This is a genomic window from Hymenobacter sp. FMD4 (genome assembly GCF_058932745.1).
The window spans coordinates 174,787-189,057 of sequence record NZ_JBZYWH010000002.1 but is presented as its reverse complement, the minus strand read 5'-3'; the positions used below and the strand labels follow the sequence as shown (position 1 = coordinate 189,057).

Genomic DNA, 14,271 nt, shown 5'->3' with positions numbered 1-14,271 from the left:
GCTTTCTATGAGCCTGTTGCCTGCGTTGTGGAAGAAGAGCCGCTTAGGATTGGTGGGGCTGCTGCTTGCTGCCGGACCCGTGCTAGGCCAGCAGAGCGGCCCGCTGGGCCTGGCCCGCGAATACGCCCGCAAAGGCGACTGGCTGAAAGCCGAGGCGATGTACGATAACCTGCCGACTGACGAGCAATACTCGGCTGAGGTGCTGCCGGAATACGTGAATACCCTGCTGCAGCTAAAGAAGCACAAGGACGCCGAGAAGCTGATCAAAAAGGCTACTAAGCGCAATCCTGGCCAGCCAACCTACGGCGTGCTGCTGGGCGGTGTATACTCGGCCGCCGGCGATACTACGGCCGCTGGCAAGCAGTATGAGAAAGTGCTGGCCTCCTTGAAGGCTGAGCAGGTGGTGCCCGTCGCCACTGAGTTCCAGCAACGCGAACTGCCGCGCTGGGCCGAGCGTACCTACCTGCGCGGCCGTGTACTGACCAAAAACGACGCCGAGTACAGCCCGCAGCTCATCCAGCTGTACACCCGCACGGGAAAGACGGCTGGTTTGCTCAGCGAAACGCTGCGCCTGGCCGAGCAGGACCCACAACAGCTGCCCTTTGTGCGCAACATGCTGCAGAACAGCATGCAGACCGACAAGGACCTCGATACCCTTGAAAAGCTGCTGCTCACGCGTACCCAGCAACAGCCCGAGCAAGCCACCTGGAGTGAATTGTTGCTGTGGCTTTACCAGCAGCGTCGCGACTTTAGCGGCGCCTTGCTGCAGGCCCGCGCCCTCGACCGGCGCCAGCGCACCGAGGGCAGCCGGGTGATGGATGTGGCTACCATTGCGCAGCGCAATAAGGATTATGATACCGCTATCGAAGCTTATGAGTACATCGCCCGCGAATACCGGGGCGGGCAGTTTTATCAGCTGGCCCGGCAGCGGCTGATTCAGGCGCGCGAAGAGCAGGTACGCAATACCTACCCGGTAGACCAAACCAAGCTTCGCGCCCTTATTGCTGATTATCAGCAGCTGCTGACCGAGCTTGGGCGCACCGCCCAGACGGCGGACGTACTGCGCAACATGGCTTTGCTATACGCCTTTCAGCTCGACGAAAAGGATAAGGGTATGAAACTGCTGCAAGAGGTAGTAGACCTGCCGCGAGCCGATCCGCAACTCGTCGATGAGGCCAAAATTGCTTTGGGCGACATCTATATCCTGCGGAGCGAGCCTTGGGAAGCCACGTTGTTGTACTCGCAGGTAGAACGGTCGCGCAAGGACCAACCGTTGGGCTACGAGGCCAAGCTGCGCAATGCGCGGCTGAACTACTTTGCCGGTGACTTTAAGCTGGCGCAATCCCACTTGGATATTCTGAAGCAGGCCACCAGCCGCGAAATAGCCAACGATGCCATGCAGCTCTCGTTGCACATCGGCGACAATACGGCCATGGATACCGCCGGAGTAGCCCTGCGCGATTATGCGGCGGCCGAGCTGCTGGTGTTCCAGAACAAGCTGCCGCAGGCAGTGCAAGCGTTGGATCAGCTGCTAACCAAGTACCCAGGCCACGCCCTTACCGATGATTCTTGGTACCTAAAGGGCCAGTTGCAGCGCCGCACTGGTGACTATGCAGGAGCGGTGCAGACGCTGCAGCGTATTACCGAGAATCCGAAGTACGATGTGCTATCCGACGACGCGCTGTTTTTGACGGCTGAAATAGAGGAGCAGAACCGGCAGGACCGGGCCCGGGCGCAGGAGCTGTACACCAAGCTGTTGACCAAATACCCCGGCAGCATCTACGTAGCCGAGGCACGCAAGCGGGTGCGCCGGCTGCGCGGCGACGCCGTGCCGCAGTAGCGGCTGGCGGTGCCAGTGCGCAAACTCAGCCGAAAAACACGAACATCAGTGCCAGGGCCACGATAAACACCAAGTACATCAGGCCATCCGTGAGGATGTACTGCTGATAGCGTTGGTAGAACTCGCGGAGGCGTTTCATGAAGCAGAGAAAAGGCTGATTAAGAGCGTGAAATTACGCCAGCCAGGGTCGAAAGGCAGGGGAGGGGAGTACAAACGACGCCTTTTTCTTCTTACTTTTGAAGATAACGCCCTCCCCACCCATGCTGAAACGTTGGATTCGTAAGCCCGCTCCCGACCCGGAACAGGTCCGGCACCTGTCTGCCGCGTTGCGCGTCAACGAATCCGTTATCAGCCTGCTGTGCCAACGCGGCATTTGCACCTATGAGGAGGCCAAGGCCTATTTCCGGCCTAGCGTAGACGAGCTGCCCGACCCCATGCTTATGCGGGACATGGACCGGGCCGTGCAGCGCATCACCGACGCGCTGTTTGCGGAAGAAAAGGTGCTGGTGTACGGTGACTACGATGTGGACGGCACCACCTCCGTGGCGTTAGTGTACTCGTACCTGCGAACCTTGTTCGGCCCGGCGCGCATCGATTATTACATCCCTGACCGCTACGTGGAGGGCTACGGCATTTCCACGCAAGGCATCGACTGGGCAGCAGCCAACGGCTTCAAGCTCATCGTGGCGCTGGACTGCGGCGTGAAGTCGGTGGACAAAATCACCTACGCCCGTGAGAAGGGCGTGGATTTCATCGTGTGCGACCACCACTTGCCCGGCGACGAACTGCCGCCGGCCGTGGCCGTGCTCGACCCCAAACGCGCCGACTGCCCGTACCCCTACAAAGACCTCTCGGGCTGCGGCGTCGGCTTCAAGCTGATGCAGGCGGTATGCCGCAGCCAAGGCTTCGATGAAGCGCCGCTGCTGGAGCTGATGGACCTGCTGGCCGTAAGCATCGCGGCCGATATCGTGCCGATAACGGGCGAAAACCGTGTACTGATGTTCCACGGACTGAAGCGCCTCAATGACCCTGCCATCGAGACGCGCCCGGGCCTGTACGCGCTGCGTCAGCTAGCCGGACTGCGCGAAGGTCCGCTGACGGTCAGCAGTCTGGTATTCGGGTTTGCGCCGCGCATCAACGCGGCCGGCCGTCTCGGCGACGCCAAACGCTCCGTGGCCATGCTGCTGTCGGAAACGGCGGAGCAGGCCCTGGCCACCGCCAGCGTGGTGGACCAGACCAACACCGAGCGCCGCGGCTTCGATACGCGCATCACGGAAGAGGCACTGCAGATGATCGAGACTGACATGGAGCTGCGCAATGCCCGCTCCACGGTGCTCTTCAAGCAGGACTGGCACAAGGGCGTCATCGGCATCGTGGCTTCGCGCTGCCTGGATAAGTATTACCGGCCCACGGTGATTCTGACCGAGTCGAATGGCAAAGCCACTGGGTCGGCACGCTCCGTGGTGGGCTTCGATGTGCATCAGGCTATTCTGGAGTGCTCCGATTTGCTGGAGCAGTTTGGCGGGCACATGTACGCGGCGGGCCTTACGCTGCCGCTCGAAAACGTGCCGGCATTTCGCCGCCGCTTCGAGGAAATAGTGGCCTCGCGCATCAAGGACGAGCAGCTGATTCCCCCCGTGGAAATAGACTTGCCGCTACGCCTGCGCGACGTAAACTGGAGCTTTTTCAACCTGCTGCGCCAGATGGAGCCCTTCGGCCCTGGCAACGGCAGCCCCGTGTTTGAAGCCTGCGAAGTGTATGCCGTGCCCGGCTCGGTGAAGGTGGTCGGCAACTCGCACCTGAAGCTGACCGTGATGCAGGAAGATTCCAACCAAATTGAGGCCATAGGCTTCGGGCTGGCCGACCATTACGGCCGCATTGCCAAAGGCCAGCCGTTCAACCTCTGCTACACGATAGACGTGAACGAGTGGCGCGGGCAGAAAACGCTGCAGCTGCGGCTGAAGGATATCGGATGGGAGTAATAGCCGCTGATTAAGGCATAGCGGCCGAGAAACAGTAGTTTCTCGGCCGCCTCCTTTTTATACCCGGTGCTGCGGGCGTTGGCGCAGATGATCGAGGCTCCACGGGCCTGGGCCGGCGGCCACAAAATAAAGGAACAGAAAGCAGTACAGCGCCGCCAGTTCCCCGCCGTTCTCGAGCGGGAGCAACGCTTGGGGTGCGTGCGCCAGGAAGTAAGCCGCAGCCATCTGGCCTGAGAGGATAAAGGCAACCGGCCGCGTAAAAAGCCCTAACAGCAGCAATAGTCCGCCGCCGAACTCAAGGACCCCTGCCAGCCCCATTTGCGACATCAACTCCACTGGGCCTTTTTCGCTCGGCGGAAAAGCAAATAGCTTCTGGGTGCCGTGCAGCATGAACATAAAACCCGCCACGATACGCAGGATGCTACGCAGGCGCGGGGCCCACACAGCCAAAGCAGATGATTCCGTAGCCATTTGCGAAATAGTTGGTTGAACTTCTGCTACGTTTCCTCTCCAGCCTCAGTTGAAAAGCGACGACGAGGAATAGTCACGTTGTGATGCAGCCGACACGGCCGAACTGCTACATTCGCACGGAACAGGCCAGCCGAGGCTTACCTGAATTCTTCGTTTTTCATTTCTGTTCGTCGATTGATGAAATCAATCCTGTTAGCCGCCAGCTTCGGCGGATTGTTTGCTTTGAGTGCGCAAGCCCAAACGGCCACCAGCGGCGCTTACCGCATTACCGTCGATACCCAGCCCGCTGCAGCTACGGATCAGCTGCGAATTGTGGTGAATACGCCGCCGGTCAAGGAAGACAAGGTAACCTACGTGATGCCCAGCGTAGTGCCCGGCTCGTACTCCAAAAAAGACTACGGCCGCTTCGTGCAGGGCTTCGTGGCCTACGACGACAAGGGCAAGAAACTCAAGGTGAAGCGCGAGGGACAAAATCTGTTCACCATCGAGAAGGCGCAAAAGCTGGCCCGCCTGGAATACGTGGTGGATGATACCTGGGACGCCAAGCAGGACGACAGCTACATCTTCCAGCCCGGCGGAACTAACTTCGATGCGAAGTCGGCCTACCCCAACTTCGTACTGAACCACTACGGCCTGTACGGCTACCTCGAAGGCTACAAAATGCTGCCGTACGAAGTGACGGTGCAGCACACGCCGGAACTGTACGCCGCCACGGCCCTGCCGGTGCAGCGTACGGCCACGCAAGACGTATTCACCGCCGACAGCTACGTGACGCTGGCCGACGGCCCCATCATGTACAGCAAGGCCGATACGGTGAGCTTCGCGGTAGGAGGCGCCCGCATTGGGGTGTCGGTGGTATCGGAGACGGGCAAAGTAAAAGCCGCTCAAATCAGCCAGCTCATGCGGCCCATGGCCGAGGCGCTGGGCCAGTTTTTCGGGAAGATGCCGGTACCCTCGTACCACTTCCTGATGTACTTCCCCGATTTTCAGACCTCGCCGGTGGTCAACCGCAAAAACGGCGGCTACGGGGCCATGGAGCACTCGTACTCCTCGGTCTACTTCTTGCCCGAGCGCAATACCGAAGCCGAGCTCAATGAGATGGTGCGCGAAGTGGCCTCGCACGAGTTTCTGCACATGCTCGCGCCGCTGAACATTCACTCGCGCGAAATCGGTGAGTTTGACTTCCGCGACCCGAAAATGTCGCAGCATCTGTGGCTGTACGAAGGCGTGACGGAGTACTTCGCCCACCTTGTACAGGTGCGGGCCGGTCTGACCACCGAAGATGAGTTTCGCAAAACCATCCGTGAGAAGATTCAGGGTACGGCCAAATACCCCACGGTATCGTTCACGGAGATGAGCCAGCGCATTCTGGAGAAGCCCTACGACGACATGTACGCCAACGTGTACCAAAAGGGCGCCCTCATCGGGTTGCTGCTCGACATCCGCATTCAGGAGCTCACGCAAGGCCAGAAAACGCTGCGCGATGTGCTGCTGACCTTGCGGGATAAGTACGGTCCCACGCGCTCCTTTGAGGATAGCCAGCTAATACCGGAAGTGGTGGCCCTTACGCACCCCGATATGAAGCAGTTCTTCGACCGGTACGTCATTGGCAAGGAGCCGCTTCCCCTCGCGGAATACCTCGACAAAATCGGTTGGCGCTACGCCGACAAGGCGCCGGCTAAGATCAAGGCTTTCGGTAAGCTCGGATTTCGCTACAACGAGGGCAAGCAGGAGTTTTCCGTCGAGGACACTAAGCCTGAGTACAATGCCTTTGGGCTGCAGTCCGGCGACGTAATAGTGGCCGTAAACGGCAAAGCCGTAACCCTGCAAACGGCCGAGCAGCAGCTTCGCCCACTGGTAGAACCTACTTCGGACGATGCCGTGCGCATGACCATCCGGCGCGGTAGTACTACTCAGGACGTCACGGGCCGCCCCCGCGAGTACGACGTAGAGCTGCGGAACGTGCTTGACGTAAGCCCGACGGCAGCTCCGGTGCAGCAAGCCTTGCGGCGCAGCATGCTGGGTAGCAAAAGTTAGCTGGACCTGCACGTGCCCAAAAAAGCCCCTGCCGCAGCGGGGGCTTTTCTGGGCACGTGGCTTATAGACTTTACAATTTACTTGGGCTCGGAGAAGCGTAAAGCTCTTTATTCCAGCGTACGTAACCACTACTACTTACTATACCGCGGCGAAGCAGCAAGTAACCTGCCGGCCCTGGGCCAGCTTTGTATTGGCTAACATATAAGTACGTAGTGGTTCCGTTGTGGCGGGTTTCCTGGAGTACGCGGCGGCCAGCTTGGTCCAATCCAACATACTTCTCCCGTACGACCCCGCTACGAAAGACACGGCGGGTGAGCTTCCACGCGTTTTGCTCATTGCTCTTAGCTGAGTTGTTGGTGGCCGGAGTGGCTGTATAGTGGCCGCGTATCACCTGCCGACGGACCCCCGTTCGTGGAGCTTTTATTCTGAAGCCGGTAGCCTTGCTTTCGATGGCGAGGCGGGTACTGTTGGCCAATTGAACAACCGAGTCGCGGGCGGAAGTCACGCGGCTGGGGTCCGTAACTACCTGGGCTTGACTGGCTGAGGCAGCGCCTAATAAGAAAAGCGTAGCAAGCGTCAGGCGGATGCAACGATCTGTAAGAGTAGGCATAGAAGAGGAGTATTGCTGCAGAAAAGCGGGAAAGGTAATGTCGATAGCTCGGCGGGAATCCTGACCTGGCACCAGGCTTTCTAAGGCACCGGTAGAAGGGTGCCTAATTCCCCAGTTTGACAAAGGCTGGGATGATGTAGGAGATGCCGCCCCAACGGACGTGCCCGTTGCCGTTGAGCCACCCTTGCTGCGCAATTACCGGCGCCGTCACGTAGGGCACCTGTTTGTAGCGCGTAACGCGTAGGTAGGTGAGCTGGCCGTTATGCCGCATTTCTTCCACCACCCGCTGCTTGTTTTGGTAGCCATTGAAAACATCCAAAGTGGCACCGTTGCGGCGCGTACGATGTACGTGCTTCCACAGCAAGACTCGTTTGGCTTTCCTGCCCTCAACAGAGCCGTGGGCGTAGCTACCAAGGTTGCTGGCTGCGCATAGCCTCGCGGTACTACGCGGCGCTTACCCAAGTGCGGCGCTTGGTTTTGGAGGCTGAGGGTGCGGCTTTGAAGATCGAGCCGGATGGTACTGGCTGCGAGTAGCACCGAGTCGCGGGCGGCAGAGGCTTGGCTTGGGTCGGTGACTACTTGGCCCGAAGCGAGACTTGGAAGTAAACCGATAACGGTAAAGAAGCCAAAACGAGTAATAATGGGCATGTAATCGGATTGAAGGTGGACTAAAAGCTCGTCAAAAACGTTGCCAAGGCTTATCAGCCCTCCACGCGCAGCATCTCCGCCGCCGCCTTACCTTTGTCGCTACGATGATTCTTCGCGCCGAACACCTCGTCAAAAAATACAAGCAACGCACCGTTGTGAACGACATGTCTCTGCACGTAGAGCAGGGCGAAATTGTGGGCCTGCTTGGGCCCAATGGGGCCGGCAAAACCACCTCGTTCTACATGACGGTGGGCATGGTGAAGCCGAACTCCGGCCGCATCTTCCTCGACGACGAAGACATCACCACCTTGCCTATTTACCAGCGTGCCCGGCGCGGCATTGGGTACCTGGCCCAGGAGGCCTCGGTATTTCGCGACCTGACAGTGGAGGAAAACATCCTCTCAGTGCTGGAAATGACCAATTTGCCCAAGCAAGCGCAACACGACAAGGTGGAGGAACTACTGAACGAGTTCAGCCTGACGCACGTGCGCAAAAACATGGGCCGGGTACTATCCGGGGGCGAGCGGCGTCGCACCGAAATTGCCCGGGCTCTGGCCGTCGACCCCAAGTTCGTGCTGCTCGATGAGCCCTTTGCCGGCGTCGATCCGATTGCGGTAGAAGAAATTCAGGGCATTGTGGCCAAGCTCAAGCACAAGAACATCGGCATTCTCATCACCGACCACAACGTGAATGAGACGCTCAGCATCGTGGACCGCGCTTACCTGCTCTTCGAGGGCAAGCTGCTGAAGGCCGGCACCGCCGAGGAACTCGCGGCCGACGAAATGGTGCGCCGAGTGTACCTGGGCAAGCACTTCGAGCTGAAGCGGAAAATCTAACCTAGGGCTTTCTTTTGACTGCCTGGGGGTTGAAGTTTCTGCTTGTCAGTGATGATCTTCCGTGTATCCGAGGAAGCACAAGGCCACTGACTATATCAAACTTCCAGTCCTTTGCGCCAAGAGTGAGTGGAGAACGGTAATTTGCCCTGTCTTCGTGCAGCCCGAAGCAGTAACGCGCCGTATGCTAGCTGCACTGCGCCGATGGTTACAACACCAGTAAACTAAGGGCAACGAAGCCAAATTCCCATATTCGCCCCAATCCGTGATTGATACCCTGCTGACCTGGATGGTAAAGCCTCGCTTGGCGCGGCTGGAACGGTTACGTACCGAGCCGCACTCGGTGCAGGCCGAGGTACTGCAGAACCTGCTCCAGACGGCTCGGCATACCGATTGGGGCCGGCAGTATGGTTTCGCAGATGCAATATCGACCCGGGAATTTGCGCAGCGTATGCCCGTCAGCAGCTACGAGCAGCTGTACCCGTGGATTGAGCGCGTACTACAAGGCGAGGAAGACGTGCTGTGGCCCGGCCGGGTGCAGTGGTTTGCCAAGTCCAGCGGTACTACCAACGCCCGCAGCAAGTACATTCCCGTGACGCCCCAAGCCCTGGAGGACTGCCACTACCGCGCCGGCCGCGATATGGTGGCCGTGGCCCAAACGCTCTATCCCGAAGCCGGTGTGCTCCGCGGCAAAACCCTTTCTTTGGGCGGCTCACATGGCCCCAATCCTTTCCGCCCCGACGACCCCGCCTCGCGCGTTGGAGATGTATCAGCGGTAATCATGCAGCACCTGCCGGCCTGGGCCGAATCACGCCGTACGCCCCCGCTGGAGCTGGCTTTGCTGAGCGAATGGGAGCAGAAGCTGGAGCGCATTGCGCAACATGTGCTGCACGAAAACGTGGTGGGCCTGGCTGGTGTGCCCACGTGGATGATCGTGCTGTTGCGACGCGTGTCGGAACTGGCCGGGGGCAAGTCCATCCCGGAAGTTTGGCCCAACCTGCGCCTCTTCATGCACGGAGCGGTAGCTTTTGGGCCGTATCGAGAGCTGTTTCAACAGCTTATTCCAGAGGGACAAATGCGTTACCTCGAAATCTACAACGCCTCAGAGGGCTATTTGGCTTTCCAGGACCAGCCTGATTCGCAGGATCTGTTGCTGCTGCTCGACCACGGCATCTACTACGAGTTTATCCCGATGGAAGAGCTGGGGCGGGAGCACCCGCGTACGCTCACCCTGGAAGAAGTAGAGGTTGGCCCGAGCTACGCTCTCGTCATCAGCACCAACGCAGGGCTGTGGCGCTATCAGATCGGCGACACCGTCCGGTTCACATCGGTTGCGCCGTACCGGGTGCGAATTTCAGGCCGTACCAAGCACTTCCTAAATGCCTTCGGGGAAGAAGTGGTAGTCGAAAACGCTGAATCAGCCATTGCGGCGGCGGCGGCGGCCACCGGCGCTCTGGTCCGGGATTATACTGCCGCACCAATCTATTTCAGCTCCAGCGCTGGGTCGCGCGGTGGGCATCAGTGGTTGGTGGAGTTTGTGCATGCTCCAGCCGATGCCGCTCACTTCACGCAAATACTCGACGATACCTTACGCCAGCTCAACTCCGACTACGACGCCAAACGCTACCGCGACCTGGCCTTGCAGCCGCCGGTGGTTACGGTGGCCGCAGCAGGCACATTCCAGCAATGGCTGGCCAAGCGCGGCAAGCTAGGCGGACAGCACAAGGTGCCTCGCCTAAGCAATTCGCGTGAGCTGATGGATGAGCTGTTAGATATAGCTGAGCGGTAGTTAAGTCAACTGAATTCTGAGTTCAAGGGCGCTAATCATTATCCCGATGCGCCTGGTTTGACTTGTTTTCTCGCTGGTACTGCTGACAAGCTACACCTTTTCTCGTGGGCCCATTGGGTTCTGGTCGCGTAATCAAACCGTAACCACGGGGAACCGGCATGGCCCTTGGGTAAGCTACTCCGACGCTTCGAATACCCAACTGGCCATTCGGGGGCGTTACCGCATGTGCCGGCCGGCGGGAATTGGTGGTGTTACAGCTACGATGGCCAGCTCGACCACGACGACTGTTACCGACGAAACGAACTGCTGCCGGTGCGTTAGTTTCACCGTAACGGCTAAGTCATTCAGCGTGGGCAGGCGGGGGTATTGGCCAGGGCCGATTCGGTCCACTATTACTGATGGGCCTCTGGCAACTGTATGATAGCACTGGCCGTCACACGGGCTGGAGACTCCATGACAATGGGCGCCGCATGACCCGTGGGAATGACTAGCTAACTAGCTGACCACTAAACAAGCAGTGAAAGTCAATTCCGAAATTATTGTGACAATTAACATTGCATTAATCATTGGCCCAACTATATATTGCTCTATCAATCGAACTCTAACTGCCACCCGCATTGCACACTTATACTGCTTCTCAAAACGACTCCCAGCCGTATGTTTCGCGGCGGAAGCGTTACCGCCGCCGTTCAGAGCCCAAAAGCAAAAGCTTGCTAAGTACTCGCTCCGTGCTCAGTTTGCTTGGCCTTCTATTGGTAGCCTTACTGGTTAGCCTCGGTATTATTGCCAGTCAAATGGGTTCGAACGACGAATCATTCGGGCACACCTCGATTACCAAAACAGCAACGGTCTAGAACCTTCTGCAAACGCAGCAGGCGGCTGGCCCACGTGGGCCAGCCGCCTGCTGCGTTTGCGGTGAATTATTCATCGAACATTCGGCCCAGGCCACCGAGCACACTACCGCTTTCTTTTTGGGCGTTTGCCCCGTTGGGCATCAACGCCTGAATCAATTTTTTCACAGGCATGCTTTGGAGCCACACACGGCCAGTACCGCGCAAAGTGGCTAATAGCAGTCCTTCGCCACCGAAAATCATTGATTTTAGGCTGCCGGCCCGGGCAACGCTAAAATCAATTCCTGGTTCGAAGGCTACCACGCAGCCCGTATCGACGCGCAGCATTTCATTGTTTAGCTGCCGCTCAATAACGGTCCCTCCCGCGTGAATAAAAGCTTTGCCGTCGCCGGTGAGCTTTTGCAGGATAAAGCCTTCACCGCCGAAGAAACCAGAGCCCAACCGCTGGTTGAAGTGAATGCCGATTTTAGTGCCCCGAGCCGCCGCCAGGAAGCCATCTTTTTGGACGATAAGCCCTTGTGGCAGCGTGCGCAGATCCAAAGGCATAATGGTGCCAGGGTAAGGGGCTGAGAAGCCCACCCGCGCTTTGCCGTAACGACCCGAATGGGTGAAGTGAGTCATGAATAATGACTCACCGGTAATCAGGCGCGAGCCGGCGGAAAGTAATTTGCCAAAAAAGCCTTGATCAGGCTCCGAACCATCGCCCATTCGCGTGTCCCAGGCAATGGCTTCATCCATGTACACCATTGTACCTGCTTCAGCAATAACCGTTTCACCTGGATCGAGCTCTACTTCCAGTACTTGAATATCGTGACCAATGATGCGGTAATCAACGTCGTGCGACTGCATGAGGAGAGGTTGTTGGTATCGGTAGCAAGTATAGCGAAGCTGACATAAACATGTAGCGCCCGGAAGGGAGCTTGTTTCGCATCTGCTTGAAACAAGCTCCCTTCCGGGCGCTGAGAACCACTAGTGCGTATTACTCGTCGTCTTCGGTAGAGGGCGGCATCACCACGTCATCGTCGGTTTTTTTCTTGCGTTTGGCCTCGCTTGAAGTGCGCCGCATAAAGTCTTCCTCCGATTCCTCGGGCTCCTCGGGCGCACCCTCTTCAAGCGGCAGATTCTCTTCATCATCGAGCAAAGCGTCTTCCGCCTCGGTTTTTTCACCGAACTGCCCGTCGCGGTTCACCAGTTTCTTGTCGCGCACATGGCGGTTCAGGAACTCGTTGATCTGCTCGATGCTGTAAGTAGAGGTGATTTCGCCCAAGGGATTCACCTTTATTTCGAAGCCTTCCAGCTCCTTGTGCACCCGCGGCTTTTTGGCCGGGTCCTGCTGCTTCTTTTTTACGGGTTTCTTAGCCATGATCGGTCGCGCCTATGAAGTGAGGAACGCACGCGGCCGTAGCTCAAAAAGCCAGCGGGGCCGCTGCGTAGCTTCTCAACTACGCAACGGCCCCGCCTTCGGATGCATAAATGCTGGAAGCCAGCTAGAACAAGCTATTGCTCCAGATAGCGTCCCTTAGCTCGCCTGCGCTGTGAGAGCAGCCACAGCGGTTTGAATGCGCTCAGCAGTTTCCTGTGGGCCCAGAATGCTCATGATGTGCATCAGATCAGGGCCGGCGCCTGCACCCGTCACGGCTACGCGCAGGGCCTGCAGCACCTGCCCAATCTTGATGCCCTGACGCTCCAACACCTGCGTGAGCAAGGCCTTGATGGCGTCCGGCGTGGTGTCGGTAGCGGTGGGCAACTCCTGAGCAAAGGCCGCTAGTGCTTCGGCCACCTGCGGGTTCCACTTTTTGCTGATTACTTGCTCGTCGTAGCTTGCTGGGCGCTCGAAGAACAAGCGGGCCTCACGGGCTAGGTCGGCTGGGAACGTGGCGCGCTCTTTTACCAGCCCGGCAATCTGTTCAGCCTTTTCTGCCGGCAGCTCCGCGCTGATGCCTTGCTGCTGCAGGGCATCGGTGAGGTATCCCGCCAACTCGCTGTCAGATTTGGCGCGCAGGTACTGTTCGTTGTACCAGCGGACTTTGTTTTGGTCGAAGCGGGCTGGCGACTTGCTCACGCGGTCGATGCTGAACGCCTCGATCAGCTCCGTCATCGAAAAGAGTTCCTGCGTGGTACCGGGGTTCCAGCCCAAGAAAGCCAGGAAGTTGATAAATGCATCGGGCAGGTAGCCCGACTCGCGGTAGCCGCTGCTCACCGTCGGCTCGCCGGTTTCGGCGTCTTTGCCGTGCCATTCCAGCGGGAATACGGGAAAGCCCAACCGGTCGCCGTCGCGCTTCGAGAGCTTGCCGGTGCCGTCGGGCTTAAGCAGCAGCGGCAAGTGCGCAAACTGCGGCATGGTGCTTTCCCAACCCAGGTAGCGGTACAGCAGAACGTGCAACGGAGCCGAGGGCAGCCATTCTTCCCCACGAATCACGTGGGTGATTTCCATGAGGTGGTCGTCCACGATGTTGGCCAAGTGGTAGGTCGGCATGCCATCCGACTTCATCAGCACTTTATCGTCGATGGACGAGGAGTGCACCACCACCCAGCCGCGGATCAGATCGTTGAAGCGAACTTCTTCCTTGCGCGGCACCTTCAGACGAATGACGTAGGGTGCGCCGCTGTCGAGCAGCTGCTTTACTTCTTCTTCGGGCAGCGTGAGCGAGTTGCGCATCTGGGTGCGCGTGATGCTGTTATACTGCGGGTTGGGCACCTTGGCAGCCGTCAAGCGGGCGCGCATGGCGTCCAGATCTTCGGGCGTATCGAAGGCGTAGTAAGCAAAGCCGTTGTCGAGCAGCTGCTGGGCATACTGCATGTACATGGGCTTCCGCTCGCTCTGCCGGTAAGGCGCGTGCGGGCCGCCCTGCTCGGGGCCTTCGTCAATCTCGATGCCGCACCAGCGCAGCGAGTCCATGATGTACTGCTCGGCGCCGGGCACAAAGCGGTTTTGGTCGGTGTCTTCGATGCGCAGCAGCATCTTGCCGCCCATTTTGCGGGCCAGCAGGTAGTTATACAGCGCAGTGCGCACACCACCGATGTGCAGCGGCCCGGTCGGACTGGGCGCAAAACGCACCCGAACTTCTCTTTCCATACGAAACGACAATGTCGGGCCCCAACTAACTGCCAGGGCCAAAACGCGCCGCGAAGGTACGAAAGGTGAAATGGTGAAGTGGCGAAATAGTGATTTTTGCTGTCGGAACAGCACTCACCATCCCATCACTTCAC

At 58.5% G+C, this 14,271-nt stretch carries 10 protein-coding genes; 5 read left to right on the top strand and 5 right to left on the bottom strand.

The features are described 5' to 3' along the window. Positions 1-7 precede the first annotated feature (7 nt). Both AC5FXY_RS02775 and recJ read left to right on the top strand, forming a co-directional pair. Positions 8-1,840 carry a tetratricopeptide repeat protein gene (locus AC5FXY_RS02775; RefSeq protein WP_493555099.1) on the top strand — a complete coding sequence of 611 codons (1,833 nt, stop codon included), beginning with the start codon at positions 8-10 and terminating at the stop codon, positions 1,838-1,840. A 260-nt stretch (positions 1,841-2,100) separates the two neighbouring features. Beyond that, on the top strand, positions 2,101-3,822 hold the full coding sequence (gene recJ / locus AC5FXY_RS02770) for a single-stranded-DNA-specific exonuclease RecJ (RefSeq protein ID WP_493555098.1): 1,722 nt from the start codon (positions 2,101-2,103) through the stop codon (positions 3,820-3,822). Between the two features lie 57 nt (positions 3,823-3,879). Here recJ and AC5FXY_RS02765 read toward each other — a convergent pair whose 3' ends face one another. After that, positions 3,880-4,293, bottom strand: coding sequence for a DoxX family protein (locus AC5FXY_RS02765; RefSeq protein WP_493555097.1), 414 nt, complete (start codon positions 4,291-4,293; stop codon positions 3,880-3,882). Between the two features lie 177 nt (positions 4,294-4,470). Between AC5FXY_RS02765 and AC5FXY_RS02760 the strand changes: the two genes are divergently transcribed. Then, positions 4,471-6,330 (top strand): M61 family metallopeptidase, encoded by a 1,860-nt coding sequence (locus AC5FXY_RS02760; RefSeq protein ID WP_493555096.1) that lies wholly within the window; start codon positions 4,471-4,473, stop codon positions 6,328-6,330. A gap of 713 nt (positions 6,331-7,043) precedes the next feature. On the opposite strand, the gene AC5FXY_RS02755 is transcribed toward AC5FXY_RS02760, so the two are convergent. Then, a complete protein-coding gene (locus AC5FXY_RS02755) occupies positions 7,044-7,304 on the bottom strand; it encodes a hypothetical protein (protein WP_493555095.1) in 261 nt (86 codons plus the stop codon). 388 nt (positions 7,305-7,692) lie between these two features. Here AC5FXY_RS02755 and lptB point away from each other — a divergent pair, with 388 nt between their 5' ends. Both lptB and AC5FXY_RS02745 read left to right on the top strand, forming a co-directional pair. After that, the gene (gene lptB, locus AC5FXY_RS02750) at positions 7,693-8,424 is read left to right on the top strand and encodes an LPS export ABC transporter ATP-binding protein (RefSeq protein ID WP_493555094.1); all 732 of its coding nucleotides are present in this window, start codon (positions 7,693-7,695) and stop codon (positions 8,422-8,424) included. A gap of 286 nt (positions 8,425-8,710) precedes the next feature. Further along, a complete protein-coding gene (locus AC5FXY_RS02745; RefSeq protein ID WP_493555314.1) occupies positions 8,711-10,210 on the top strand; it encodes a GH3 auxin-responsive promoter family protein in 1,500 nt (499 codons plus the stop codon). A 920-nt stretch (positions 10,211-11,130) separates the two neighbouring features. Here AC5FXY_RS02745 and AC5FXY_RS02740 read toward each other — a convergent pair. From AC5FXY_RS02740 to gltX, 3 genes are all read right to left on the bottom strand, one after another. Further along, entirely contained in the window at positions 11,131-11,910 is a 780-nt protein-coding gene (locus AC5FXY_RS02740; protein WP_493555093.1) for a TIGR00266 family protein, read from the bottom strand. A 130-nt stretch (positions 11,911-12,040) separates the two neighbouring features. After that, positions 12,041-12,424 carry a hypothetical protein gene (locus tag AC5FXY_RS02735; protein ID WP_493555092.1) on the bottom strand — a complete coding sequence of 128 codons (384 nt, stop codon included), beginning with the start codon at positions 12,422-12,424 and terminating at the stop codon, positions 12,041-12,043. Between the two features lie 156 nt (positions 12,425-12,580). Continuing rightward, positions 12,581-14,137: a glutamate--tRNA ligase gene (gltX, locus tag AC5FXY_RS02730; protein WP_493555091.1), complete on the bottom strand. Its 1,557-nt coding sequence runs from the start codon at positions 14,135-14,137 to the stop codon at positions 12,581-12,583. Between the last annotated feature and the right edge of the window lie 134 nt (positions 14,138-14,271).

Bases quoted from the DNA above. Each gene is read 5' to 3' on its own strand.
- gltX (WP_493555091.1), bottom strand. From the start codon at position 14,137: ATGGAAAGAGAAGTTCGGGTGCGTTTTGCGCCCAGTCCGACCGGGCCG.
- recJ (WP_493555098.1), top strand. From the start codon at position 2,101: ATGCTGAAACGTTGGATTCGTAAGCCCGCTCCCGACCCGGAACAGGTC.
- AC5FXY_RS02760 (WP_493555096.1), top strand. From the start codon at position 4,471: ATGAAATCAATCCTGTTAGCCGCCAGCTTCGGCGGATTGTTTGCTTTG.
- AC5FXY_RS02735 (WP_493555092.1), bottom strand. From the start codon at position 12,424: ATGGCTAAGAAACCCGTAAAAAAGAAGCAGCAGGACCCGGCCAAAAAG.
- lptB (WP_493555094.1), top strand. From the start codon at position 7,693: ATGATTCTTCGCGCCGAACACCTCGTCAAAAAATACAAGCAACGCACC.
- AC5FXY_RS02740 (WP_493555093.1), bottom strand. From the start codon at position 11,910: ATGCAGTCGCACGACGTTGATTACCGCATCATTGGTCACGATATTCAA.
- AC5FXY_RS02775 (WP_493555099.1), top strand. From the start codon at position 8: ATGAGCCTGTTGCCTGCGTTGTGGAAGAAGAGCCGCTTAGGATTGGTG.
- AC5FXY_RS02745 (WP_493555314.1), top strand. From the start codon at position 8,711: ATGGTAAAGCCTCGCTTGGCGCGGCTGGAACGGTTACGTACCGAGCCG.
- AC5FXY_RS02765 (WP_493555097.1), bottom strand. From the start codon at position 4,293: ATGGCTACGGAATCATCTGCTTTGGCTGTGTGGGCCCCGCGCCTGCGT.